The sequence below is a fragment of the Paracoccus sp. KR1-242 genome (assembly GCF_049446195.1).
Taxonomy (GTDB): Bacteria; Pseudomonadota; Alphaproteobacteria; order Rhodobacterales; family Rhodobacteraceae; genus Paracoccus; species Paracoccus broussonetiae.
In genome coordinates this window covers 289,958-314,027 of the sequence record NZ_JBMSED010000002.1, presented here as the reverse complement: position 1 = coordinate 314,027, position 24,070 = coordinate 289,958, and the positions used below count along the sequence as shown (strand labels likewise).

General features: G+C 63.8%; 20 protein-coding genes. 2 read left to right on the top strand and 18 right to left on the bottom strand.

Annotated elements, in window-relative coordinates:
* Window positions 1-19 precede the first annotated feature (19 nt).
* The 3 genes from ACO2Q4_RS04910 to ACO2Q4_RS04900 form a co-directional block, all read right to left on the bottom strand.
* Window positions 20-1,966, bottom strand: coding sequence for an ABC transporter permease (locus ACO2Q4_RS04910; RefSeq protein WP_423317880.1), 1,947 nt, complete (start codon window positions 1,964-1,966; stop codon window positions 20-22).
* A 5-nt stretch (window positions 1,967-1,971) separates the two neighbouring features.
* On the bottom strand, window positions 1,972-2,994 hold the full coding sequence (locus tag ACO2Q4_RS04905) for a quaternary amine ABC transporter ATP-binding protein (protein WP_423317693.1): 1,023 nt from the start codon (window positions 2,992-2,994) through the stop codon (window positions 1,972-1,974).
* Between the two features lie 76 nt (window positions 2,995-3,070).
* Window positions 3,071-4,015, bottom strand: a complete 945-nt coding sequence (locus ACO2Q4_RS04900) for an ABC transporter substrate-binding protein (protein ID WP_311759358.1) — start codon at window positions 4,013-4,015, stop codon at window positions 3,071-3,073.
* Between the two features lie 210 nt (window positions 4,016-4,225).
* Between ACO2Q4_RS04900 and ACO2Q4_RS04895 the strand changes: the two genes are divergently transcribed.
* A complete protein-coding gene (locus tag ACO2Q4_RS04895) occupies window positions 4,226-4,930 on the top strand; it encodes a response regulator (protein ID WP_423317691.1) in 705 nt (234 codons plus the stop codon).
* Here ACO2Q4_RS04895 and ACO2Q4_RS04890 read toward each other — a convergent pair.
* The 8 genes from ACO2Q4_RS04890 to ACO2Q4_RS04855 all read right to left on the bottom strand — a co-directional run bounded on the left by ACO2Q4_RS04890 (window position 4,911) and on the right by ACO2Q4_RS04855 (window position 13,945).
* Complete coding sequence (locus ACO2Q4_RS04890; protein ID WP_423317689.1) at window positions 4,911-7,733, bottom strand: ATP-binding protein; 2,823 nt, start codon at window positions 7,731-7,733, stop codon at window positions 4,911-4,913. The genes ACO2Q4_RS04895 and ACO2Q4_RS04890 overlap by 20 nt on opposite strands.
* Before the next feature lie 160 nt (window positions 7,734-7,893).
* On the bottom strand, window positions 7,894-8,550 hold the full coding sequence (locus ACO2Q4_RS04885) for an RraA family protein (RefSeq protein ID WP_423317687.1): 657 nt from the start codon (window positions 8,548-8,550) through the stop codon (window positions 7,894-7,896).
* Window positions 8,547-9,326 carry an HpcH/HpaI aldolase family protein gene (locus ACO2Q4_RS04880; protein ID WP_423317685.1) on the bottom strand — a complete coding sequence of 260 codons (780 nt, stop codon included), beginning with the start codon at window positions 9,324-9,326 and terminating at the stop codon, window positions 8,547-8,549. The genes ACO2Q4_RS04885 and ACO2Q4_RS04880 overlap by 4 nt, the downstream gene beginning before the upstream one ends.
* Entirely contained in the window at window positions 9,323-10,153 is an 831-nt protein-coding gene (locus ACO2Q4_RS04875) for a carbon-nitrogen hydrolase family protein (RefSeq protein ID WP_311759363.1), read from the bottom strand. The genes ACO2Q4_RS04880 and ACO2Q4_RS04875 overlap by 4 nt, the downstream gene beginning before the upstream one ends.
* 51 nt (window positions 10,154-10,204) lie before the next feature.
* Window positions 10,205-11,200, bottom strand: a complete 996-nt coding sequence (locus ACO2Q4_RS04870) for a DctP family TRAP transporter solute-binding subunit (protein ID WP_311759364.1) — start codon at window positions 11,198-11,200, stop codon at window positions 10,205-10,207.
* A 44-nt stretch (window positions 11,201-11,244) separates the two neighbouring features.
* Window positions 11,245-12,525: a TRAP transporter large permease subunit gene (locus ACO2Q4_RS04865; protein ID WP_423317683.1), complete on the bottom strand. Its 1,281-nt coding sequence runs from the start codon at window positions 12,523-12,525 to the stop codon at window positions 11,245-11,247.
* The gene (locus tag ACO2Q4_RS04860; protein ID WP_395132061.1) at window positions 12,522-13,067 is read right to left on the bottom strand and encodes a TRAP transporter small permease; all 546 of its coding nucleotides are present in this window, start codon (window positions 13,065-13,067) and stop codon (window positions 12,522-12,524) included. Before ACO2Q4_RS04860 ends, ACO2Q4_RS04865 begins: the two co-directional genes overlap by 4 nt.
* A 179-nt stretch (window positions 13,068-13,246) precedes the next feature.
* A complete protein-coding gene (locus ACO2Q4_RS04855; RefSeq protein ID WP_395132057.1) occupies window positions 13,247-13,945 on the bottom strand; it encodes a FadR/GntR family transcriptional regulator in 699 nt (232 codons plus the stop codon).
* Between the two features lie 183 nt (window positions 13,946-14,128).
* Here ACO2Q4_RS04855 and ACO2Q4_RS04850 point away from each other — a divergent pair, with 183 nt between their 5' ends.
* Window positions 14,129-14,479, top strand: a complete 351-nt coding sequence (locus tag ACO2Q4_RS04850; protein ID WP_311759368.1) for a PRC-barrel domain-containing protein — start codon at window positions 14,129-14,131, stop codon at window positions 14,477-14,479.
* A gap of 118 nt (window positions 14,480-14,597) precedes the next feature.
* On the opposite strand, the gene ACO2Q4_RS04845 is transcribed toward ACO2Q4_RS04850, so the two are convergent.
* The 7 genes from ACO2Q4_RS04845 to ACO2Q4_RS04815 form a co-directional block, all read right to left on the bottom strand.
* Complete coding sequence (locus tag ACO2Q4_RS04845; protein WP_423317680.1) at window positions 14,598-15,110, bottom strand: CHAP domain-containing protein; 513 nt, start codon at window positions 15,108-15,110, stop codon at window positions 14,598-14,600.
* A 344-nt stretch (window positions 15,111-15,454) separates the two neighbouring features.
* A complete protein-coding gene (locus ACO2Q4_RS04840; protein WP_423317678.1) occupies window positions 15,455-16,558 on the bottom strand; it encodes a DUF3182 family protein in 1,104 nt (367 codons plus the stop codon).
* Between the two features lie 136 nt (window positions 16,559-16,694).
* The gene (locus ACO2Q4_RS04835) at window positions 16,695-17,246 is read right to left on the bottom strand and encodes a DNA-3-methyladenine glycosylase (RefSeq protein ID WP_311759371.1); all 552 of its coding nucleotides are present in this window, start codon (window positions 17,244-17,246) and stop codon (window positions 16,695-16,697) included.
* Between the two features lie 144 nt (window positions 17,247-17,390).
* Window positions 17,391-18,194, bottom strand: coding sequence for a response regulator (locus tag ACO2Q4_RS04830; protein WP_423317676.1), 804 nt, complete (start codon window positions 18,192-18,194; stop codon window positions 17,391-17,393).
* A 130-nt stretch (window positions 18,195-18,324) separates the two neighbouring features.
* Window positions 18,325-20,148: a response regulator gene (locus ACO2Q4_RS04825; RefSeq protein WP_423317675.1), complete on the bottom strand. Its 1,824-nt coding sequence runs from the start codon at window positions 20,146-20,148 to the stop codon at window positions 18,325-18,327.
* Complete coding sequence (locus tag ACO2Q4_RS04820; protein WP_311759374.1) at window positions 20,141-21,001, bottom strand: CheR family methyltransferase; 861 nt, start codon at window positions 20,999-21,001, stop codon at window positions 20,141-20,143. The genes ACO2Q4_RS04825 and ACO2Q4_RS04820 overlap by 8 nt, the downstream gene beginning before the upstream one ends.
* Window positions 20,998-24,051, bottom strand: coding sequence for a response regulator (locus ACO2Q4_RS04815; protein WP_423317673.1), 3,054 nt, complete (start codon window positions 24,049-24,051; stop codon window positions 20,998-21,000). The genes ACO2Q4_RS04820 and ACO2Q4_RS04815 overlap by 4 nt, the downstream gene beginning before the upstream one ends.
* Between the last annotated feature and the right edge of the window lie 19 nt (window positions 24,052-24,070).

Here is a 24,070-nt window from a genome sequence, read left to right as displayed (position 1 = left end):
GGGTGAAACCTGATGCGCTTCAGACGCGGTTTTCCCTGCTTTCCGACCAGGTGCGGATCAGGTAATCCACCAACAGCCCCATCGCGGCAACAATGCCGCCAAGGACGATACCCTTGCCGACATCCGCGCTGGAAAGGGCCCGCTGCATTTCCTGCCCAAGATCCTGCGTGCCGATGAACGCCGCAATGATGACCATGAACAGGGCAAACATGACGGACTGGTTCAGGCCGACCAGCAGCGTCGGAAGCGCCCATGGCAGGCGCACATGTCGCAGCATCTGCTGACGGTTGGCCCCGTTCATCTTTGCGGCCTCGATCAGTTCGGAAGGGACCTGCCGCAGCCCCTCGATCGTATAGCGGACAAGGGGAACGGCAGCGACGATCGACACTGCGGTAATCACCGCGACGTCGCTTACCCCGAACAGCATGATGACCGGGATCAGGTAGATGAAGCTCGGGAAGGTCTGAAGCGAGTCGCAGACAAGCAGGACCGATTTTGCCCGATGCTCGTTGCCCGCAGCCCAGATGCCCAGTGGCAGGCCGATCAGGCAGGCCAGTGTGACCGAGAACCCCACCGTATAGGCGGTGATCATCGCGCGGTCCCACCAGCCGGTCAGCGCGATCAGGGCAAGACACGCCGCGCAGACCAGCGCCGCGCGCAAGCCGCCGATCATCGCGCCGATTGCCGCGAGCCCCGCCAGCACGACGGTCCAGGGCAGCCACAGCACGAAGTCGCGCAGCGGGATCAGCACCCAGGTGATGAGAAACCAGCGAAGGAATTGCGTGACCGGAGCGATCATCGCGACAAGCCCGTTCATCAGCGCGTCAAGCGGACCGGCGATGCTGAGCGCGTCACCGCGCGGCACGACGTGAAGATAGGGAACGATCAGCGAAAGCACCCATGCCCCCCCGATCGCGGCCAGCCACAGCAGCAGCAGGCGATGTCGCGCGAACCAGGAGGCATCGGTCGGATGATGGACGGGCTGGCGCATCGCCCAGGCCTTTGACAGTCGATCAAGCATGACCGCCAGGAGCACGATGGTGATCCCGATCTCGATCGACAGGCCGATGCGAAGCGCCTGCAGCAGTTGAAGCAGTTTCTGCCCCAGCCCCGGCATCCCGATGAAGCTTGCCAGAACCACCATCGCCAGCGACTGCATGATGACCTGGTTTACGCCAAGCAGGATCTCTGGTCGCGCGGTCGGCAAGCGCACCCGGCCAAGCAATTGCCAGTTGTTCGCCCCGCTCATCTTGCCGCCCTCGATGACCTCTTCGGGGACTTGCCGCAATCCCAGCACGGTCATGCGGATCATCGGCGGCACCGAAAAGATGACCGTCACGATGGCGCCCGCCTTGGGACCGACGCCGATGAAGACGACCACCGGGATCATGTAGACGAAATGCGGCAGGGACTGCGCGATGTTGAGAAGCGGGTTCAGCACGCGCTCGAATTTCGGCCAGCGCCAGGCGATGATACCGGTCACGAGACCCAGAAAAACCGACATCGGCGCAACCACGACGATGACCGACATCGTTTCCATCGCCCATTGCCACTGCCCCATCAGGGCGATCCAGACGAATGTGCCCGCGCAAAGGGCCGCAAGACGCAGCCCGCCCAGGGCATGACCGGCAAAGCCTGCGGTCACGGCGATGACGCTCCACGGGATCGGGCCAAGGCGCGGCCAGCGCGCCTTGCCGTAAAGAAGGTTCGCAGTCACATCCAGCAACCACTGCACCGCGTCGGCAAAGGCGCGGGTGACGTGGATCAGTCCCAGATCGTCGCGAATGAAGGCGAAAGCCGCGTTGAACCATGCGGCGAATGGCAGGATCGCCCAATCCGGCAGGCGCACCAGACCGGCCGGCAGGAATTGCTTGCCAAGCGCAAGGACGACAGCCAATGCCAGCAGCATGGCGACCGTCTGCCGCGGAAAGACCGGCGCCCCGGGCCGTGTTTCCTGGCTTGCCATGTCGGTCACAAGGTCTCTCCCAGCAGCAGGTCAAGCGCGGATTGCCGGTTCATCACGCCGATCAGCTTTCCGGTGTTATCGGTGACGGGAAAATCGATGCGGTTATCCGAAACGATCCGCCGGCCAAGTTCGCGGATGGTCAGATCAGCCGGAAAGGCGGGGCCTTCGACCGCCACGCCATCCGCGATGCGGGCAAGACCCGAGGCGCGAACGACGCGCGCGCGGTCGATTTCGGCGGTGAATCTGGCCACGTAATCGGTGGCCGGTTCAAGGACGATCCGGTCCGGCGTATCGCATTGCTCGATTGCGCCGTCCTTCATGATGGCGATCCTGTCGGCAAGCCGCAGTGCTTCGTCGAAATCATGGGTGATGAAGACGATCGTCTTGTTCAAAAGCCCCTTGAGGCGCAGGAACTCGTCCTGCATTTCGCGGCGGATCAGCGGGTCAAGCGCGGAAAACGGCTCGTCGAGAAACCAGATATCGGGCTCGATCGCCAGCGAACGGGCAATCCCGACCCGCTGCTGCTGACCTCCGGAAAGCTCGCGCGGGTAATAGCCCTCGCGCCCCTTCAGCCCGACCAGGCGCAGCATCTCGCGGGCGCGCTCATACCGGGCGCCCCGCTCCTGCCCCCGCATTTCCAATGGGAACGCGACATTGTCCAGAATGGTCCGCTGCGGCAAAAGCCCGAAGCTTTGGAACACCATGCCCATCTTGCGCCGCCGAAGGTCGATCAGCTCGGGCTCGGTCATCGCGCCGATATCCTTGCCTTCGATGGCGACGGTTCCCGAAGTGATCTCGATCAGGCGCGACAGGCAGCGAACCAGCGTCGATTTGCCCGAGCCGGAAAGTCCCATGACGACCAGCATTTCGCCCTGCCGGACATCCAGCGTCACATCGCGGACAGCCACGACATGCTGGGGACAGGCATCGGTCCCGCCCTTCTTCAGGTTCTCCAGATATCGCTCTGGCTGATTGCCGAATATCTTCCAGACATTGCGGCACGAAATCGCGGGGATCGGGGCAGTCATGGCATCCTCCTGATCGGCAAGGTTCATTGCGCTGCTCTGGCCCGGCGATGACGGGCCAGAGCGGGGCACGCGCGGCCTATTCCAGCCAGGGTTTCCAGACATCGGCATGGGCCTCGCGCCAGGCGGTCGCGGCGTCCTCGGGCTCCATTCCGTCGACATCCACAAGCTTTGCCATTTCCGAGATAAGCGGATTGCTGATGCTGACCTTGCCCAGAACCTCATAGGCGCGGGGCCATTTTTCCTTCATCCCATCCCAGGCTGCGATTTTCAGATAGCCATTGGCCGGGTTGCCGCAGTCATAGACCTTGTCGGGAACCGGCCCGACCTTGGGATCGGTGTTGCATCCCTCGACCCATTCGGGGAATTCGACAAACTCGCCCTTCCAGACCGCTTCGACGAAGTTCGGGGTCCAGTTGAAAAGAACGATGGGCTTCTTTTCCTTTTCGGCAGCCGCAAGCTCGGCCCAAAGGGCGGCCGCCGAGCCTGCGTTCACCACGACGAAATTCATGTCGAGTGCGTCGACCTTTTCCGCGTCATGCTTGAGCCAGTCGACCGGACCGCCCAGGAAGCGCCCCTTCTCGCCGGTTTCCGGGGTTGCAAAGATGGCGGCGCAATCGTTCAACGCCTTCCAGTCGGGCAGGCCGGGACAAGCCTCCTTGGTCCAGGTCGGATACCACCAATCCTCACGGGTGACGGCATCATGTGCCCCGACGGCATGAATTCCCCCCTTGGCCGCAGCCGCGTCGAACGAGGCACCAAAGGCCCCTTCCCAGACCTCGACCTCCAGCGTCGCGTCGCCCAGCCGGATCGCCTCATAGACTGCCTGGCTGTCTGTCGACACATATTCGACCGAGTTGCCAAGCGACTCGAGAATCTGGCCGACGACGTGGCTCATCACGATCTGGCTGGACCAGTTGTGGGTGGGGATCACGATCGGGTCCGAAGAGTCTTCGGCCGCTGCCTGGGTTGCAAGGACCGCCAGCGCGATTGCACTGACGAAAGGCAGTTTATTGTTTTTCATTGAAAACTCCCGTTGAACTTATGCGTGGCAGGTTTGCTGCAGGAACGGTCGGATGCATTTCTGTTTGCCAATCGTATGACAGGCTTGTGAATGAGTAAGGCCAAAGCGATGAACGGATTGGGCAAAGTTATGAAAATTTGTTAACAGGGAAGAAAGTTTCCGGCTGGCCGCCATGCGCGCGGGTCGATGACACAAACGGAGTTCGCCGCCTTGAGCCTTGCGTCCGCCCATATCATCCTGATCGAGGATGAACCGGTTACCCGGCTGACCCTGGCAACCTATCTTACCTCGTTCGGCTATCGGGTCTCGGAATGCGACACCGCGGCGCAGGCGGAAAGGCTGCTGGCAATCGAGGGCGCGGATCTGCTGATCGTCGACATCAACCTTGCGGGCAAGGACGGACTGGAAATCACCCGCGAGCAGCGCGCGCGATCTGAAATCGGGATCATTCTGCTGAGCGGGCGAACCGATGATGTCGATCGCATCGTCGGGCTGGAGCTTGGCGCGGATGACTATGTCTGCAAACCCTTCAACCGCCGCGAGCTTCTTGCACGGGTCAAGAACCTGCTGCGCCGGACGGCCGCGATCAAGCATCTCAACCGCCGCGTCTTCCAGTTTGGCGGTTTCGTTTTCGATGTCTCGCAGCGCAGCCTGATGGGCAAGACGGGCGAGAACATCGCGTTGACGCGGGGCGAGTTCGAACTGCTCAGGGTCTTCGTGTCCAATCCCGGCGTGGTCATGGATCGTGACCGGCTAAGCCATGTGATCACGCACCGGCAGGGCTCGGACAATACGCGCACCATCGACGTGCTGGTCAGGCGACTGCGCATCAAGCTGCGCGATGATCCGAAGGTGCCCCGGATTCTTTCGACCGCGCATGGCGAGGGCTATATCTTCACCGCTCAACTTGAATAGCCGGATGGGACTGAAGCCGGGCCAGCGCAGCCTCCAGCCGCCTGCGGACCTGGGGCACAAGTTCGCGCAGGCGTCGCAGATCCCGGCTTATGTCGGCTTCCACGCCCCGGCGCGCGTTCGTCTCAAGCGCATCCAGAAGCGTCGCGAACGTATCGAGGTCAAGGCTGCCGGCCGCCCCTTTCAGCTGATGCGCGACCCTGGACAGGCGCGCCCATTCTGCGGCACGCGCTGCATCCTCGATCTCCGCAACCTCTGTCGTCATGCTGCCCAGGAACAGGTTTCCGATGGCCGCGGCCTGACTTGCGCCAAGGTCGCTCACCAGATTTGCCAGAATGTCATCCCGCCCGTCCGTTGACGCCGCCACCTCGCGCAGCGCCGCGTGCAGCAGTCGCGGGTTCAGCGGCTTGGCCAGGACGGCATTCATCCCTGCCGCAAGATTTTCCGCGACCTGGTCGGGATGGATATGGGCCGAGATGCCGATCACCGGCACCTGACTGTCATGCGCGCCAGGCAATGCCCGGATGCGTCTTGTGGTTTCGGTGCCTGACAACCCCGGCAGGTTCACGTCCATCAGGATCGCGTCAAAACGCCGCCTTTCAATAGCGGCCAGTGCCGCCGCGCCCGACTCTGCGATTTCCCAGCCATGGCCGGCGTCCTCAAGATAGCTTTCGACCACCATGCGATTGATGGCGTGATCCTCGACCACCAGGATCATCAGCGGGCGCTGGTGGTCCTCGGGCTCGACCATCGGTTTTGGCAGATCGGCGGCCTGTCCCTCTGACAGGCTGACGCGAAGCGTGAAGACCGAGCCTATGCCCAATGTGCTGGCAACGCTCAGCGTCCCCCCCATCACCTCGGCAAAGCGGCGACAGATCGCAAGGCCCAGCCCGGTGCCACCATATTGCCGGGCGGTCGCCGCATTTTCCTGCTCGAAGACCTCGAAGATCCGATCCCGTGCCTGTTCGGATATCCCCTTGCCCGTGTCGCTGACGGCGATGACAAGCGGGATCCGCCCGGCAATGGGATCGCCTGCGTCGATCCGCACCGTGACCTGCCCATGCGAGGTGAACTTCACCGCATTGGAGACGAGGTTGAAGATGATCTGGCGCAGCTTCGCCACGTCGCCACGCAGCGCAACCGGCGCATCCGGGGCCTGTTCCAGCACAAGGGAAAGCCCCTTTTCCTGTGCGACCGGCGAAAGAAGATATCCGATTTCCTGCACCAGATCCCGAATGGAAAAGGTCTCGACATTCTCGGAAAGGCGACCGGATTCGATCAGGGGCAGGTAAAGGATGTCGTTCAGGATTGCCATCAACCCCTGCCCCGACACCTCGGCGGCGCGCAGATATGACCGCTGCCGGTCCGTCAGATGATCCCGTCCAAGACTGCGCAGCATTCCCAGAACGCCGTTCATCGGCGTGCGCAGATCATGGCTCATCATCGCGACAAATTCCGATTTCGCCCGATCGGCGGCCTCGGCCCGGTCGCGCGCCTCGGCATGGGCCGCGACTTCGCCACGAAGCTGTTCGGTCTGGACCGCGACCAGTCTTTCAAGCTCGCTGCGGTGTTGCTGCAATTCAGCCAGATAGCGGCTGCGCTCGGCCTCCAGCCGCCTGTTTTCATGCGCCTGCAAGCGGAACACCTCGACCGCGGCCTCCATCCGGGCGATTTCGTCCTTTCCGGCAGGAAGGACCGGATCGCTGGTATCCCCGGCCTCAAGCCGTGCCATCGCGGTCGAAAGATGCGCCAGACGACGCAGGATGTTTCCGCGCACATAGAACCAAAGTGTCCCGAATGAGACGAGCAACGCGAACCCCGCCCCCAGAACCGTAAGCCTGCGGGCGAAATCGATGGTCTCGCCCGCCCTTTCGCCCGAGGCCGCCGCGCTTGCGTGGATTTCATCGGTCAGCGCCGCCGCCTCGTCATCCATCTGGGCAGCCGCCGCCCGGACCGCATTTTCCATGACCGCGATCCGGGCATTCAGGCCCAGAAGCCGGGCGGTCATCATGTAAAGATCGCCAGCCGCGCCCTGATCCCCGCCGATGACCTGCAAAAGCCGCGTGGCACGAAAACCTTGCACGGGGTCGCCGATGGTCCGGACGTATCCGGCCATTGCGTCGACGCGCCCTTTCAACGCCTGTCGAAAGCCCTCCAGTTCCCCGGTGGTCCTGGCCCCCGCCATCCGTGCAAGGATCAGGCTGACATCTGCCGCATTCACCCGGAATGCGGCCACCGCCTCGTGTTCGGACAGGCCGGCCGAATGCCAGGCACCCAGCGACGCGGCTGCATGTGCCGGATCCCGGAAATCACCTTCGGCAGCCAGCCTTTCACCGATCTTCAACAGCTCATCTGCCGCATTCATGCTGGCGGCGAAACTGCTGCGCTGCCGATCCAGCGCCCTGATCCGGCGTTGAACAAGAACGTCCAGAACGCCGATGCTGTCCCGCATGTCCATGACCGTCATCGACAGGGCGTAGGGCGGCAGGTTGTTGTGGTTGCGATTGCGCTCCAGCCGCTGGTGAAGGGCATCGGCCTGCCCCAGAAGATAGGCGGCCCGTTGCTTGCGGTCTTCCTCGCTGGTTACGGCAGCGAAATCGGGCGCCGCGGCAGCGACCTTGCTGCTTCCTTCGGTAAACCCCCTGACATCGATGATGGCTGGAATGGTCTTGCCGATCAGCGCCTCCTGATTGCGGGCGACATCGGCCAGAAGAACCCAGCCCCAAAGGCCCGTCAGCGCCGGAAGCCCGGCGATCGCGAAGAACGCCAGGAACAACCTGCGACCCAGGCTTGAACTTTGATGCATCGGCGGATCTGCTCCTTACCGAACCACTTTTGGGCAAAGCGCCAAGTCGGGCAAGTCAGGCACAGGATCCGGTGTCCATGCAAATGGAAAGCCGCAGCAGGACATGCGGCAAGCGGGGGCGCAGCCATGCGCCCCTCAAAAAGGCCCGGAGGCACGGGTGCTAGGCGTAGCGAGCCGAGCCGTTCAGCTGGGCCAGCGACTGCCCAGTCGCAAGGCGCTGTCGCCATTCGACCTCGCGCGCCTCGTCCGCCACGGCCCGCGCGACCAGCGCCGGCAACCCTTCATCCGCCGGGTCCAGGCGCAGGATGCCGTTCGCGTCCCCGAACAGCAGATCGCCCTGCCTGACGATCACGTCGCCGATCACGACGCTGCCGAACAATTCGGCCCCCGGAATGTTCAGCACCCGGGTCGTGACCACGTTCAGGCCGCGGGCATAGATGGGCAGGCCCAGTTCGCGCAGCTCCTCGATATCGGTGACGACGCCGTCGACGACGATGCCTGCCGCCCCGGCGGCCAATGCGGCGCGGGCCACCATCTCGCCCACGCAGGCGACATGATGATCCCCGGCGCGGTCGATGACCAGAACGTCGCCCGGCCCCAGTTGGTCAAGGACAAGATGTACCGGCACGGCATCGGGCAGCGGCTGGCGGACCGTCACGGCGCGGCCAAGCAGCTTGCCCGATGTCAGTGGCCGGATCAGCGGCGAGATGATCCCGGTGGTCAGGTAATGGCCCAGCGACGCGGGCTGGATGCCGCGCATCTGTTCCAGCAACGCGGGGTCCAGCACCGGCAGCGGGGGGCGGGCATGACGGATCATCCGCGCGCCCCCTTGGCCAGATCGGCGGCACGGCGGCAGCCTGCGTTCAGGAAGGCCATGTCGTTTCCGACCAGCAGCAGGTCGCCGCCCTCGGCCAGCAGGTCGGCGACCTGCGTCTCGTCATAGGGGAAACAGGGCAGCATGACCTTGATCCCGCGCGCGTGGCATTTGGCGATCAACTCGCGCATGGCCGCGCGGACCTGCGGATGGGTCATCGCGTAATCGACCGGGATACCGCAGGCCAGCGAATAGTCGGCCGGCCCGAAATGCACGGCATCGATGCCCGGCACGTCAAGGATGGCGTCGATTTCGTCAAAGAACTCGGGGCTTTCGGCCATCGGCACCAGCAGTGTCTCGCGGTTCGCGCGCGCCGCATAGTCGGCCCAGTCAAACCCCGGCCCCCCGTAATTCGCCGAGCGGACCGAGCTGTCGCCCCCGCGCCGACCAAGCGGCGGAAACTTGGTCGCGGCCACGATCTCGCGCATCTGGGCGGCGGAATGGACCTGAGGGATGATGACGCCCTCGGCCCCCAGTTCCAGCGCCTTGCGCAATCCGGTGGGGGTGCTGTCGGGAACCCGGACCAGCGGCGCGATACCGGCCAGCCTTGCGGCAAGGATCATCCGCTCCATCGGCAGGTCAAGGCCAAGCGCGGTATGCTCGGCGTCGATGAAGACGAAATCCAGACCCCAGTTTCCCGCGATCTCGACGACCGCGGGTGCACCGGAATAGACGTTCATCCCGAAGGTCGGACCATTGAGCTTTTCGCGCAGGCTCATACCACCGCCGCCTTGGTGCAGATGGCGTAATCCTGCGGACGGCGGTCGCGCCACGGGTGGACCTCGTAGATGCCGGGATCGCGGATGATCGACTTGACCCGCGCCGCTTCCAGATCGACATCGACCGAGAAGATGCCATCGGCCATGCCCGCGTTGATGACCTCGCGCCCGTCGGGGCCGATGACGTGGCTGTCCCCCATGAACTGCATGCCATCATCCAGGTCATTGCGGTTCGCGGACATGAAATAGACGAAATTCTCGGCGGCGCGGACGCGGCTGAAAAGATCGGGCAGGATGCGCGCGGCCTCGGGCCAGGCGGCGGGCAGGACGATCAGCTCGGCCCCCTCCAGCGCAAGGGTGCGGGCGACCTCGGGGAAGCGGATCTCATAGCAGATGGCGATGCCGATGCGGCCGATCTCGGTGTCATAGACCGAGGGGCCGTCGACCTGCGGAATGTCGACGAAGCGGTCCCCGATCATGAACGGCAGGTGCATCTTGTGATGCAGCCCGATGATGCCTTGCGGCCCGATCAGCGCGGCGGTGTTCAGCGCCTGATCGCCGCGCCGCTGGTAGAAGCCGACGACGACATGAATGCCCGTGTCGCGTGCCGCGGCAAGGATCGGCTCCAGATCGCCGCGCTCGATATCGACCGCCGCCGCGACAAGGCTTTCGCGGTCGTCAAACGACCCACCGGTCAGGAAGCATTCCGGGAATGCGATCAGGCGGTTGCCCGAGGCGGCGGCCTCGCGCGCCTTGTCCGCGACAAGCGCGATGGTGGCTGCGGTGTCGCCGTGAACCGGCGAGAACTGGGCGAATGAGATTTTCATGGATGTCGTTCCGTCAGGGGAAAAGGGGGCGAAACCCGCCCCCGCTATGGGTCAGTTCAGTTGGAATCCGACCGCGTCGAAAACGGTCTTGGTCAGTTCGGGATCGAAGGTTTCAGCGTATTTCGCGATGACGGGGCGCACCGCGTCCTTCATCCGCTGCATCTCGGCCGGGTCGACCTCGGTCACGGTATTGCCCGCGTCGCGGATCGACTGCAGCGCCGAGACTTGCGCATCGCGCGAGATCTTGCGCTGCTCGATCGCGGTTTCGCGCGCCACATCGACGATCAGCTTCTGTTCGTCAGGGTTCAGCTTGTCCCAGAAGGGTTTGCCGATCAGCACGATCTGCGGGTTGTAATTGTGCCGCGTGACCGAGACGTATTTCTGGACCTCGTGGTATTTCGAGCCGAGGATGAACGGCGCGGTGGTTTCCTGCCCGTCCACGGCCCCGGTTTCCAGCGCGGTGTAAAGCTCGGTCACGGCCAAGGGCGTCGGGTTCGCCCCCAACGCCGCCCACATGTCCACCAGCAGCTGGTTCTGCTGGACGCGGACCTTCAGCCCCGAGATATCCTCGATCTTGTTGATCTCGTGCTTGTTGTTGGTCAGCAGGCGGAAGCCCTGCTCCCAATAGGCAAGTCCGATCACGTCATGCTTGGGCAATTCGTCGTTCAGCTTCTTGCCGACCTCGCCGTCCAGCAGTTTGTCCATGACCTCGACATCCTGATAGATGAAGGGCAGGTCGAGGATGCCGAAATCCTGCTCTTGCGCGATCATGTTGCCAGCGTTCCAGACCATCATCTCGACCACGCCGCCCTGCAGCGAGGACAGGACCTGCACGTCGCCCCCCAGAACGCCGTTGGAAAAGACCTTGGTCTTCAGCTTGCCGCCGCTGCGCTCGGCCAGCTTGTCGGCAAAGATCTGCATGCCCAGAACCGGCGGGGTGCCAGCCTGCCCGGTGGCGGCAAACTTGATCAGGTGGGAATTGTATTCCTGCGCCTGAGCGCCGGACACAAGGAAGGCAGCGGCCAGAAGACCGATTATCGTTTTCATGTCGAAGTCCTTGTTGGGGATGGGAAAAAGGGTCTTGATGCCCTTTAGTGGGAAATCCATGCGGCCGGGACGGTGACCAGCTGGGGGAAAAGCACCAGCAGGAACAGCACCGCGACCTGCGCGAAGAAGAAGGGCAGCGTGCCCTTGCACAGCGCCTCGTAATCCATCTTGCCGACGGCACAGACCACGTTCAGCACCGTGCCGACCGGGGGAGTGATCAGCCCGATGGCGCAGTTGATCATGAACAGCACGCCGAAATAGATCGGGTCGACGCCTGCGGCGGTGACGACGGGGACAAGGATCGGACCCAGCAGCAGGATGGTCGGCGTCAGGTCCATTGCGGTGCCGACGATGATGATCAGCAGCATCAGGACAAAGACCAGCAGCTTGGGGTTGTCCATGAAGGGCTGGACCATCTCGATCACCTGGCCGGGAATGTCGGCGACGGTGATCATCCATGCCGGGATCGCGGCGGCGGCGACAAGGAACATCACCCCGGCCGAGGTCTTGCCGGCGCGGAAGGCGACCTCTTTCAGCTCGTCGAAGCTGAGTTCGCGATAGACGAACATGGCCACGAACAGCGAATAGGCGGCGGCGACGGCGGCGGCCTCGGTCGGGGTCACGATGCCGAAGCGCAGGCCAACGATGATGATGACCGGCAGCATCAGCGCCCAAAGGCTGTCGGCAAGGGCGCGGCCACGCTCGGCCCAGCTGGCGCGGGGGGCGGGCTCGCTGTCTTCCGAACGCGAGACGAAGAACCAGGTGATCGCCAGCGCCAGCGCGATCATGACGCCCGGCGCAATGCCCGCCATGAACAGCTTGCTGATCGACAGGTTTGTGGCGACGCCAAAGACGATGAAGCCGATGCTGGGCGGAATGATCGGCCCGATGATCGACGAGGCCGCGATCAGGCCACCCGCGCGTTCCTTGCTGTGCCCGGCCGCGACCATCATCGGCAGCAGCATGGCCGAAAGCGAGGCCGCATCGGCAAGGGCCGAGCCGGACAGGCTGGACAGCAGCACCCCCGCGAAGATCACGACATAGCCAAGGCCTCCGCGGCGATGCCCCAGCAGCGATTGCGCCAGCGCGATGATACGCTTGGACAGGCCGCCCGTATTCATCACCTCGCCCGCAAGGATGAACAGCGGAATGGCGATCATCGGGAAGCTGTCGACCGCGTTCAGCAGGTTCTGCGCGATGATCTGGCCATCGAACAGCCCCATCTGCCACATCAGGGCAGCGCCCGTGACGATCAGCGCATAGGCGATCGGCGCACCAAGCGCGATGACAAGAAGCAGCGATCCCGTGAAAAGTGCGACGGTCATTTCAGGGCTCCCTGTGCCATCAGGCGCTCGGCCTCGTCCTCGTCTTCCGAGACGGAGACCTTCAGCTCGTCATCGGTCAGCCTGCCACTCACCAGCAGCACGATCTGCATGATCAGGAACAGGCCGCTCATCACTGCGAAGAACACCCCCGCCAGATACATCATGCCGATGGGCAGATGCGTCGCGGGCGAGATGACGTGAAGGTTGATCTTGGCCTGCTGCCAGCTGCCCACCAGCAGCAGCCACGTGACGTAAAGCATGATGGCATGGGTCAGGCCGAAGGCGGCGCGGCGCATGGGGGCCGGAAGGCGCCGGACCAGCATGTCGACCCCGACATGGCCCCGTTCGTAAAGCACCAGCAGCGCGCCGATGAAGGTCATCCAGACATAAAGCAGGCCGGATATGCCCTCGGACAGATAGATCCCGCTGTTGAAGGCATAGCGCAGGACCACATTGGCAAAGATCAGGCACAGCATGCCCGCCACGCACAGGATCACGATCCAGCGCAAGATTCCGAGATAGATATTCCTGAAGGCGGTCATGTTCTCCCCGCTGTCAAAAGGGGGCCTGAACCCCTCATCCCGACAGGGGACGCAATTCCGCAATCGACCGAAGCCGTTATCTTCCCCGACAGCGCCGCCCATTCATCTGGGCCTGTTCACGCAGTCTCCCTGTCGCGGTCAGGGGTAGTTCAATCATATGATGACTGTCAACATATGATTCAGCCGGTCTTCAACTTTCTGTAACGCTCAAGGCTGCCCACCAGATGGAAACGCATGGCCTCGCGCGCATCCAGGACATCCCGCCGGGCGATGGCATCGGCGATGCGGCGGTGTTCATCGTTCATCTTGGCAAGGTATTCCCGGGTCAGTTCCGGGACGGTGGCATGGATCAGCTGGCTGCGCGGAATGATCACCGGCCCGATGAAGGACAGAAAGCGCGGCATGTAGCTGTTGCCGGTCGCCTCGGCGATGGCCATGTGAAACGCGAAATCCATCTCGCGCGGGTTTTCCGTGAACTTCGCAAGATCCGAGCTTTCCTCGATGATCTCCATGATTTTCAACAGTTCCGCATCCGAACGGCGTTGCGCCGCAAGGCCCGAGGCCTCGACCTCGACGCCAAGCCGCAGTTCCAGGATCTCCAGGATTTCGTCAAGTTCCCCAACCTTGTCGGAGCTGAGCTTGAGGATCGTCCCGTTCTGGCCCGACACGAAGACGCCGACGCCCTGACGGGATTCGACCAGCCCTTCCGAGCGCAGATGGGCGATCGCCTCGCGCACGACGGTGCGGCTGACATTATAGGTATCGCCCAGCTGCGCCTCGATCGGCAGCTTGTCGCCAACGGCGTATTCGCCCGATCCGATCCGTTCGGCAATATCCTTCGCGACAACGGAAGAAAGGCTGTCCCTGCGTTTTCTCATAATTTCAATCCCATCACGACTTATATGATGTCGTATCTTATTCGATGCCCGGTGGGAAGCGTGCTGCTGTTGGCGCTTCCGCGCGCGAATTCTTGCCCCCGCCCCTGAAACATTCCGCCAAGTCGTGGGTTGGCAGGACCTTGGAAAAGGGCGGATCAGCCCGAACGCGCAAAGGAAGTTGCCATGACTGACACGACTGGAACGCTCGTCTCTTCGGCCGATGTGAACGGTACCGCCGTCTATGGCAGGGATGGAAGCCATATCGGCGCGATCGACCACCTGATGATCGACAAGCTCTCCGGCAAGGTGGCCTATGCGGTGATGGGATTCGGCGGGTTCCTGGGCCTGGGCGAAGAGCACCTGCCGGTTCCCTGGCACACCCTGACCTACGACACCGCCATGGGTGGTTTCGTCACCGACCTGACCGAGGCGCAGGTGACGGGCGCGCCGGCGCGCACCAACAACTGGGACCGCGACCGCGATTGGGAAACCCGGACCTATGATTATTACGGCATCGCGCCCTATTGGATCTAGGCCGGACCGTCCTTGCCTGTGCAGCGCGTGGCGACATGAATGCGCACGGGCAGGGACGCATTTTTACCCTGCGCGCGCCATAACCGGCACGCCCGAGCCGCAACGTATCAAGCGGATCTTACTTCGTGGCCGTGGGATAGATGAAGCCGTTGACGGGATAGGCCGCGCCAAGCTGGCCGGGCGCGCTTTCAAGCCGGACCGAGGACCAATCGTTTTTCGGGGAAACATCGACCGCCGCCATGTCGATCGAGACGCGGTTGCGGTCCCAGTTCGCATGGCTCAGCAGCACTTCGCGCTGTGACACCACCTTGGAAACGACAGCGACATGGCCATTGGGGTTTTTCCGCGTGGCCTTGAAGGACATCACCGCCGCGGGGGTCGGGGTTCTGCCGCGCGCATAATGGCCCTGCGCCTTGCCCCACCAGTCCTTGGCGTTCCCCAGGATCTGGACACCGCTGAGGGTCCGGGCAAAGGGCACGCACCAGACCCGTGCGCCATGGGTCTGCTTCGTCTTCACCTCAAGCAGGGCCAGCGACATGCGTTCGGGGGAAATATGCCCAAGCGTCACATCGCCATTCTTGCTGATCTTGGTGCCGATCTCGATCCCGGATTGCGAGCTGCCACCCTGCATGGCTTGCTCCGAGCATCCGGCAAGCATCATGCATACCACTGCGCTTGCAGCGCAGGCGCGCCTGCTTGCCGACCAATCGATCATCTGCCCCTCATCCGCTTTTTCTGGGTCGCTCTGCGGCGACGCATACTTCTTAGCCTTGAGGGTGCCGTTGCGACAATCGTGAGGTTCCCTGCAAAATCAACCATCGGCGTCATTTCGCCAACGCCCGGCGGTGGATCGGCAAAGAGTGACATCGGCGGCGCGTTGGGACGGCGTCGCAGCCATGGACGAACAGCACGGCGGGGACGCCGGAACTGGGGGTCATCAGGCTTGCCGAAAGCCAGTCGGCTGCGACGGGAATTTCAGATTTTCTCCTGCGCCTCGCCTTCTCCCAACACGGCGTATTTCAACATCGCGCCGTGGGTCGGATCACAGCCATCGAACAGGACAAAGGCATCCGGCGGCGGCGCAAGGACTGGTCCATAGCGCTCGACGGTAGAGGTGATGACGGTTTCGGATTGCGGGGCGGCGGCGAATTCCTCCAGCGCAAGCAGTTCTGCGGGCGTCGCCCCTCCGACGCACCAGGACTGCTCCAGCACCGCGACGCGCGCGACGCCCGTGCTGTCACGACCCAGCGCCACGTCATAGTTCCGTCGCGATGCCATCAGACCAAGATGGCGATCCGCTGCCTGGTCAAAGGCGGCCGCGCGCGCAACGATCATGCGGCTAAGCCAGGGCAGCCGGGCGCCGGCAAGGTCGTGAAGCGTGCCCCGGATGAAAAGCAGGGTCGATCCGCCATAGGCAGCCTCTCCACGGCTATTCGGGGTGGTCGACTGGACGCCGACATAGGCGACGGTCTGCCCCGGAACCTCGGTCTGTCCGACGCTGAACGTGCGTATCCCGGCGATATCCTCCTCGATCACCAGCCCGGAGGGGACATGATCGCCCCAGCCATCCAGCACGGCGGACAGCTGTGACAGATCATGCGCCACCGCCTGATCCTGTCCACCCTCGGCTTGCACCTGCTTTATCCGCAGCCTGGGAAGGCGCTGAAGCAACTCGCGCCCGGCCGCCAGGGCATCTTCGGCAGAGAAGACGGTAAAGCCGGGCAGCGTGGCCATCGCCAGATCGCGGGACAGGCCCCCGGGCCATTGGGCCGGAACACAAGCGGGATTGCCGACAAGGGGATGCACGATGGCCTTGGTGGCATGCAACGCATCCTGCACCCATCCCCCCAGGAAATGACAAGGGGAAGCCGGTCGAAGGGCCGGCCCGGCAAGGTAGGTCCTTGGCACCGCATAGTCGCCGTTTCCGGTGCCACGGTTCGTGACAGGCAGGCCAAGATGCCGGGCCAGCCGCCTGCCGATCGCATCAAGGCTTGCATCGGCATGACGGGCCGGATCGATGCCGTCGGTCAGAACAAGACGCTGGGGACCCGAAATTGCAGGATCGAGGATGCTGTTCATGTCGCCCGGTTTCCAGCGGCGCCGATGCAATCCCGATGGAAATCGCCATGCGGCAGGGGCTTGTGAACCTGCAAGCCCGCGGAATGTTCCCCGTTGAAGCCGTGGAAGGCGGCACCCCTGCGGCGCAGCGGCAGGTTCAGGCAAAGGGCCGGCTTAGCCCCTTTGCCCCGGCAAGTCCGAACCGCCAGGGGAGTTCTTGTGCCTTGCTGATGCCGATACGCGTCCCGACCGACAGATCGGGCTGTGCAAGGGCCAGCGTGATGGCAAGGTCTGGCCCCGCGAATGAAAGGCCATTGTCGTCGGCGCGCAGGCCCAGTGCCTCGGCCAGACGCCCCGGTCCGCTGCAAAGCGGCGCCGTGCCGCGACGCGACTGCATCAGATCCAGCCCGACCTGCGGCGCAAGGGCCCGTATCAGCACCGCCTCTCCGGGTTGTCCGACCACGTTCAGGCAAAGATGGATGCCATAGCAGCGATAGACATAGGCATGGCCCGACGGGCCGAACATGGCCGCGTTGCGCCGGGTCGGCCCGTTGAAGCTGTGCGAGGCGGGATCATCGGGGGCATAGGCCTCGGTCTCGATGATGGTGCCGCCCGCGCCACGCACGATCAAGCTGGCCCCGATCAGACGACGTGCCAGCGCGACCGCATCCAGCCCTGCGATCTGTTCCTGAAATGTCGTCGCTGTCATCCGCCCCCGTTTTCGCCGCGCCAGTTGCATATCCCCGCCACCCAGCGATGCGCGGGATGGGCGGGGTTGTCTATTCCTCGCGTGGAACGGAATGGCCCGCGCCAGCGTGCCGGGGCATCGCTGGCCGGTGCTACTTCATCTTCCTCAGGCGATGACCAGATCCTCGGTCGAGGCAAAGAAGATTGCCTGACCGACCGCGGAGGCGACCTGATCTGCGCGATAGGGCTTGGGCAACAGGAAGGCGGGTTCCGGCCTTTCGCCTGTCAGCAGGCGTTCCGGGAAGGCGGTGATGAAGATCACGGGCAGGTCGCCAAGATCACCCATCAGTTGCCCCACGGCCTCGACCCCGGAAGAGCCGTCCGCAAGCTGGATGTCGCTGAGGATCAGATCCGGGCGCTGGGTTTGCGCAAGCTCGATGGCCGCCTTGTGGGTTCGCGCGATCCCCGTCACCTCATGACCCAGGGACTGAACGATCCCCTTGAGATCCATCGCGATGATGGTTTCGTCCTCGATGATCATCACCTTGGCCGACAGCGCGCCGCCGATCTCGGCCCTCGCGATGGCAACCAGTTCGGCGGCCTCGTCCGGGCCGACCTGCATGATGCGGGCGATCTGGTCGTGGCTCATGTCCTCGATCGTGTGCAGCAGCAGCGCCTCGCGCGAATTGGGCGTCAGGTTGCGCAAACGGGCCTGCGCGCGGATTTCCTGGCCGCTTTGTCCCTCGGTTTCGACCGGTTGGCCAGAGCTGTGCCAGATGCCGTGGAAGGTGCGGAACAGCCCGACGCGGACATCATCCGGCGGGACCATGCCCGGCTCCACCAGTATCGCTTCCAGCGTGGCCGCGGCGTAATTGTCGCCTGCTGTCTGGCTTCCCGTCAGCGCCCGCGCATAGCGGCGCAGAAACGGAAGCTCCTGACCGATGGATTGGGCCAAACTTGCTGCTGCCATGTCATCCTCAAGGTTTATTCATTCGGGCCGCCAGACGACTTGTCCAGAGCCACGGCCTTAACGCGCGGCCAACAGTTTGGTTTCCTTGCCGATCGTGCGGCGGGACAGGGGTTTTCGGTCTTTCTGCGCGTCAGGCGCCATGCTGCTCGGGAAGCCGTGCCGAAAGAATGTCGCGAACCGTCCGGATCAGGGTTTCCGCGGCGAAGGGCTTTGCCAAGACGGGGTTGTCCGCAAAACCGCGGGGCAGATGTTCGCGGCCATAGCCCGAGACGAAGCAAAAGGGGATCGCGCGCCGCGTGAGGATGCTTGCCACCTCATCCACCGGCTTGCCGCCAAGGTTTCCGTCCAGAAGCGCCAGGTCAATTTCCTCGCCGGCGGCTGCCGCTATCGCATCAGGCAGGGTCCGGGCGATGCGCACCACCGACGCCCCCGCCTCTTCCAGTCCGGCGCGCAGATCCATGGCGACAAGCGCCTCGTCCTCAACCACAAGGATGCGGCGGCCGGCGACGACATCGGTGGCCGGGGTCTCGACCGGCGTCTCGCGTACAGGATTGGTCTCGACGGCGTCGGTCCTGTGAAAGCCGCTGCCGATCCGGATGGTCCAGATCACGCCTTCGGGTCGCCAGTCAGCGACGGCCCGGTTGCCGCCGATGCCGCTGCCGATCAGCGTCGAGCCAAAGCCCAGATTGGTCGGGGCCGTCACCGCCGGACCACCGCTTTCGCGCCAGACCAGCACCAGCTCGCTGCCGTGAATGTTCCATTGCAGGTGCACATCGCCGTCGGGCTGCGACAACGCACCGTATTTTACCGCGTTCGTACCCAGCTCATGCAGGACCAATGCCAGGTGAAGGGTGTTTTCCGGCGACAACTTGATCGCTGGCCCGCTGCGGTGCAGCCGGTCGCCGTCCAGCGTGCCGGCGTGGATGTGGTCGCCCAGAATCTCGTCCAGCGAGGCGCTGCTCCAGGTGACGTTCGACAGGATCGAATGCGCGCGCGCCAGTGCCTGCAGGCGGCCGGAAAAGCGGTTGCCGAAATCGGAAAAGTCGCTGGCGCTGCGCAGCGTTTGACGGGCGATTGCCTGCACATTGGCAAGCGTGTTCTTGATGCGATGGTTCAGTTCGCCGACAAGCAGCGAACGCGTCGCCTCGGCGCGGTGGCGTTCGGTCACATCCAGGATCTGCAGCGACAGCGACGTGCGGCCATTGGACGGATCCGTCAGCACCGAGCCGTAAAGTTCACAATGCAACTGCCCTTGGGGACCGGCGGCAGCGATTTCGGCGGTATGTCGGGCCAGCGCATCGTCACCCGCCACCCATTCCGACAGCATCTGCAGCGTCTGGGCCGAAAAACTGGGGGCGCGGCTCAGCGGTTGGCCGATCATGTCGGCGGCCTCAATGCCAAAGATACGCCCCGCGCCTTGCGACCAGCTGCGAACCGTCAGGTCGGCGTCGCATTCCACCAGCGCAAGCGGCGAATTGTCGGCATGGGCGCGAAGCGAGGCCATCGCCAGGTCACGATCATGCGCGATCTGCTGCAATTCGTCGCGCTGCCGCATCAGGTCCTTGGCCTGGCGCGCCAGTCGATAGAAGACATCGGCCTTGGATTTCAGGATCACGGGATCGATGGGCTTGAAGATATAGTCCACCCCGCCCGCGTCATAGCCGCGAAAGCTGCGGGTTTCGCTGGGCTCGGCGGCAGTGACGAAGATGATGGGCACCTCGCGGGTGCGTTCGGTGCTGCGCATCAGCTCGGCCAGTTCATAGCCGTTGATGTCGGGCATCTGCACGTCGACGAAGGCCAGCTGGAAATCCTGCACCAGCATCATCTCCAGCGCCTCGTTCGCCGACAGCGCCTTGTGGATCTCCAGCCCGTCTCGACGAAGCAGCGCTTCCAGCGCCACCAGGTTTTCGGCGATGTCGTCCACCAGAAGAAAGCGGATCGGTCTGTCAGGCATGGGAATGCTCCGGTCGGGTCATGCGGCGCCAAATGCGCTCTTTTTCGTTGAACGGGGAAAAATCCGCCTGGTTCGTCGCGAACCGCAGTGTTTCATGCGCGCCAAGGCCAAGGAATCCGCCATGCACCAGCGAGTCGCTGAAAAGGCGCAAGACCCGGTCCTGAAGGTCTCGGTCGAAATAGATCATCACGTTTCGGCACGAGACCAGATGCACCTCGGAGAACACCTGGTCGGTGGCTAGGTCATGCTCGGAAAACACGGTCCGCTGGCGCAAGTCGCGGCGAAAGGCGGCGCTGCCATAGGCGGCGGTGTAGTAATCCGACAGCGATCCTCGTCCACCCGCCTGCTGATAATTGGTCGAGAACAGGGGCAGCCGCGCGATGTCATAGACACCGGCCCCGGCGCGGTCCAGCGCGCGCCGGTTGATCTCGGTCGCGTAAAAGATCGTGCGGTCCAGCAACCCTTCCTCGGCAAACAGGATCGCCAGGGAATACAGCTCTTCGCCATTCGCGCAGCCTGCCACCCAGACCTTCAGCGAAGGGAAGGTGCGCAGGTAGGGCACGACCTCATTGCGCAGGGCAAGGAAATATTCGGGATCGCGGAACAGTTCGCTGACCTGGACCGTCAGGGCGTCGATCAGGATATGCAGAACCTCGGGCTCGCGCAGCAACCTCCCCTGAACCTCCGACAGGGTGGCGCAGCCCAGCCTTTCGCGCGCGGCTTCGATCCGGCGCATCAGCGAGGCGCGTGAATAGGACCGGAAGTCATAGTGATAGCGACGGTTCAGCGCATCCAGCAACAGGTCAAGCTCAAGTTGGGCGATCGGCTCGGCGGACAGGGCAAGCGTGGTCATCGGGGCATCCAGACACGCGCCAGGGACAGAAGCTTGTCGACATCCAGCGGCTTCGACAAATAGTCATTGGCCCCGGCGGCCAGGCATTGCGCGTGGTCGTCCGCCATGGCCTTGGCGGTCAGCATGATGATCGGAAGGCTTTTCCAGCGCGCGATGCGGCGAATTTCGCGTGTCGCGGTCAGCCCGTCCATTTCCGGCATCATCACATCCATCAGCACCAGATCGATGCGCGGCCCGCCGCCATCGGCGACGCGGCCCAATGCCTCCAGTGCCTCGCGCCCGTTGCGGGCGATCTGGACATCGACGCCATGCGGCTCAAGCACGCCGGTAAGGGCATAGACGTTGCGGATATCGTCCTCGACCACCAGGATGCGACGCCCGTCCAGATGCGCGTCGCGGTTCAGCGAGGCGGCCAGCATCTCGCGCTGGCGCGGCGGCAGGTCCGAGACGACCTGATGCAGGAACAGCGTGACCTCGTCGATCAGGCGCTCGGGCGACTTCGCCCCCTTGATGATGATCGAGCGCGAATGCCGCCGCAGCCTTTGTTCCTCGGCGTCGCTGAGATCGCGCGCGGTATAGACGATCACCGGCGGGAACGGGGCGCTGTCATCCTCGCTCAGCTTTTCCAGCAGTTCGAAACCAGAGGCGTCGGGCAGCGTCATGTCCAGCACGATGCAGTCAAAGCTGGTCTCGCGGCAGGCGGCCAAAGCTTCGGCGGCGGTGGCGGTGCCGTGGGTTTCGACCTCGTTTGAACGCAGCAACTCGCGCAGGCCCATCAATTGGGCGGGATCGTCCTCGACGATCAGGACCTGTCGGGGGTGCTTCTTCAGCTTGCGATCAAGATTTTCGATGGCCTTGGCCAGCGACTCGCGCGCGACGGGCTTCAGCAAATAGCTCATCGCGCCCTGCGCCAGCGCCTTTGCCGAATGATCCTCGGCCGAGACGATGTGCACGGGGATGTGCCGTGTCCCCGCATCGCGTTTCAGCCGGTCCAGCACCGTCATTCCGGAATGGTCGGGCAGCCCGATATCCAGCACGATCCCCTTGGGCTTCTGTTCGCGCGCGAAGCGGATGGCTTCGTCGGCGGTCGCGACCACGGTGGTGCGGAAATCAAGCTCATCCGCCAGATCGACAAGGATGGACGCGAATGCCGGGTCATCCTCGACGATCAGCAACATGCGCTCGTCCGTGCTGGCCACGGTTTCGACCCGCGGCGCCTCGGTCGCGATGGACGCCGGCGCCCGGGCGGGCGCGGCGGGTCGTGCCGAGGCGGTGGCAGGGGGCGCATTCGGGGCAACCCGCGGCAGCAGCAGGGTAAAGGTGCTGCCCTTTCCCGGATGGCTTTCCAGCGTGATCTCACCGCCCAGCAGTTGCGCAAGATCACGAGAGATCGACAAGCCCAGCCCGGTTCCGCCATAGCGGCGCGAGATGGTGCCATCGGCCTGACGGAACGCTTCGAACACGGCCTGCTGCTGCTCGGGCGCGATCCCTATGCCGGTGTCGATGACGGAAAAGGCCACGCCGTCCGCCTGTGCGGACAGGCGCAAGGTGACACTGCCCTTTTGCGTGAATTTCAGCGCATTCCCGATGAAATTGCGCAAAATCTGCTCGACCCGCACGGCATCCGTCACCAGCTCGCCCGCGTCATCGGAAATATCCAGATGCAGCGCCAGCCCGCGGTCCCGCGCCAAGGGCGAAAAGGCGCGCTCCATCTTCGCGGTGATGCTTGCGGCCACCACCGGCACCGGATCGAAATCGACCTTGCCCGCCTCGATGCGGGCGAGGTCCAGAATGTCGTTGATCAGCGCCAGAAGATCCTTGCCCGAGCTTTCGATCGTCTCGGCCCATTGCACCTGATCGGGGACCAGATTGCCGGGCCGGTTCTCGGCCAGCAGACGCGCCATGATCAGCAGGGCGTTCAGGGGCGTGCGCAGCTCATGCGACATGTTCGCGACAAATTCAGACTTGTAGCGGCTTTCGCGCGCCAGCTCCTCGGCCTGATCGGCAAGATCCCGGCGGGAACGGGCCAGCGCATCGCGCTGCTCCTCCAGCTGCGCGGTCTGGGTTTCAAGCTGGGCGTTCTGTTCTTCCAGTTCCGCCTGCTGGTCGCGCAAGCGGCCTTCGCTTTCGCGCAAGGCGCGTGTCTGCTCTTCCAGCTCCTCGTTGGTGGCCGCCAGTTCTTCGGTCTGGTTGTGCAGCTCTTCGGCCTGCCGCTGCGTCTCCTCAAGCAGCGCGCGCAACTCTCCCCGGTACAGCGCCGAGCGCAGCAGCACGCCAATGCGTTCGGCCAGCCGGGGCAGCAGGTCCAGCGCGCGCGGGGACGGGGGCTGATCCAGGCCGATCTCGATCACGCCGTTCACCGACGCCCCGTCGCGCACGGGCAGGATGACGCTGTAAAGCGCCCTGCCCTGCAAAAGGCCCGAACGCCAGCCGAGCGCGCTGTCCCCCGGCGCCTCGAGCTTGACGATGCGCCGTTCTTTCAGCGCGCGCCGCAGATGGCCCGCCCCCATCGGATCGGACATGGCATCATCCAGACCCCAGCCTGCGATGCGCCGCAGACTGTCCCCCTCGACCGCGTAAAAGGCCGCCGCCCGCGCCTCAAGCGACTCGGACAGCACGGCAAGGCAGCGGTCGCCGATTTCTTCAGGGGAAAGATCACCCTGCAAATCGTCGGCCAGCCGCACCTCGACACGCTGTTCCCAATCATGCGCGGTGACCCTTTCGCGATTGCGGATCATCACGCTGCCGGCAAAGGACAGGATCAGCATGACCGTCGCGGCCAGGCTGCGGTTGAGCGCGGCAAGCCCCCTGTCGACGCCGGCAGGCCCCAGAAACCACCCGGCCAGAAGGACAAGAATGATGGTCCCCACCGCCAGAAACGGCATCCACCTGCGCGGCGACGCAAAGCTGAGCGTCAGGGCGAGGAAATAGAAAAGCCACAGGTTCCGCCCCAGGGGCACGTTGACATCAGCGGCAAAGGTCGCGGCAATGATAGCCCCCACGCCAAGCAGGATCGCCCATTCGGACAGGCGGGAAGTTCGTGAGGTCATGGATTGCTCGCGTGAGGAA

Bases quoted from the DNA above. Each gene is read 5' to 3' on its own strand.
- ACO2Q4_RS04910 (WP_423317880.1), bottom strand. From the start codon at position 1,966: ATGGCAAGCCAGGAAACACGGCCCGGGGCGCCGGTCTTTCCGCGGCAG.
- ACO2Q4_RS04905 (WP_423317693.1), bottom strand. From the start codon at position 2,994: ATGACTGCCCCGATCCCCGCGATTTCGTGCCGCAATGTCTGGAAGATA.
- ACO2Q4_RS04900 (WP_311759358.1), bottom strand. From the start codon at position 4,015: ATGAAAAACAATAAACTGCCTTTCGTCAGTGCAATCGCGCTGGCGGTC.
- ACO2Q4_RS04890 (WP_423317689.1), bottom strand. From the start codon at position 7,733: ATGCATCAAAGTTCAAGCCTGGGTCGCAGGTTGTTCCTGGCGTTCTTC.
- ACO2Q4_RS04885 (WP_423317687.1), bottom strand. From the start codon at position 8,550: ATGATCCGTCATGCCCGCCCCCCGCTGCCGGTGCTGGACCCCGCGTTG.
- ACO2Q4_RS04880 (WP_423317685.1), bottom strand. From the start codon at position 9,326: ATGAGCCTGCGCGAAAAGCTCAATGGTCCGACCTTCGGGATGAACGTC.
- ACO2Q4_RS04875 (WP_311759363.1), bottom strand. From the start codon at position 10,153: ATGAAAATCTCATTCGCCCAGTTCTCGCCGGTTCACGGCGACACCGCA.
- ACO2Q4_RS04870 (WP_311759364.1), bottom strand. From the start codon at position 11,200: ATGAAAACGATAATCGGTCTTCTGGCCGCTGCCTTCCTTGTGTCCGGC.
- ACO2Q4_RS04865 (WP_423317683.1), bottom strand. From the start codon at position 12,525: ATGACCGTCGCACTTTTCACGGGATCGCTGCTTCTTGTCATCGCGCTT.
- ACO2Q4_RS04860 (WP_395132061.1), bottom strand. From the start codon at position 13,067: ATGACCGCCTTCAGGAATATCTATCTCGGAATCTTGCGCTGGATCGTG.
- ACO2Q4_RS04855 (WP_395132057.1), bottom strand. From the start codon at position 13,945: ATGAGAAAACGCAGGGACAGCCTTTCTTCCGTTGTCGCGAAGGATATT.
- ACO2Q4_RS04850 (WP_311759368.1), top strand. From the start codon at position 14,129: ATGACTGACACGACTGGAACGCTCGTCTCTTCGGCCGATGTGAACGGT.
- ACO2Q4_RS04845 (WP_423317680.1), bottom strand. From the start codon at position 15,110: ATGCAGGGTGGCAGCTCGCAATCCGGGATCGAGATCGGCACCAAGATC.
- ACO2Q4_RS04840 (WP_423317678.1), bottom strand. From the start codon at position 16,558: ATGAACAGCATCCTCGATCCTGCAATTTCGGGTCCCCAGCGTCTTGTT.
- ACO2Q4_RS04835 (WP_311759371.1), bottom strand. From the start codon at position 17,246: ATGACAGCGACGACATTTCAGGAACAGATCGCAGGGCTGGATGCGGTC.
- ACO2Q4_RS04830 (WP_423317676.1), bottom strand. From the start codon at position 18,194: ATGGCAGCAGCAAGTTTGGCCCAATCCATCGGTCAGGAGCTTCCGTTT.
- ACO2Q4_RS04825 (WP_423317675.1), bottom strand. From the start codon at position 20,148: ATGCCTGACAGACCGATCCGCTTTCTTCTGGTGGACGACATCGCCGAA.
- ACO2Q4_RS04820 (WP_311759374.1), bottom strand. From the start codon at position 21,001: ATGACCACGCTTGCCCTGTCCGCCGAGCCGATCGCCCAACTTGAGCTT.
- ACO2Q4_RS04815 (WP_423317673.1), bottom strand. From the start codon at position 24,051: ATGACCTCACGAACTTCCCGCCTGTCCGAATGGGCGATCCTGCTTGGC.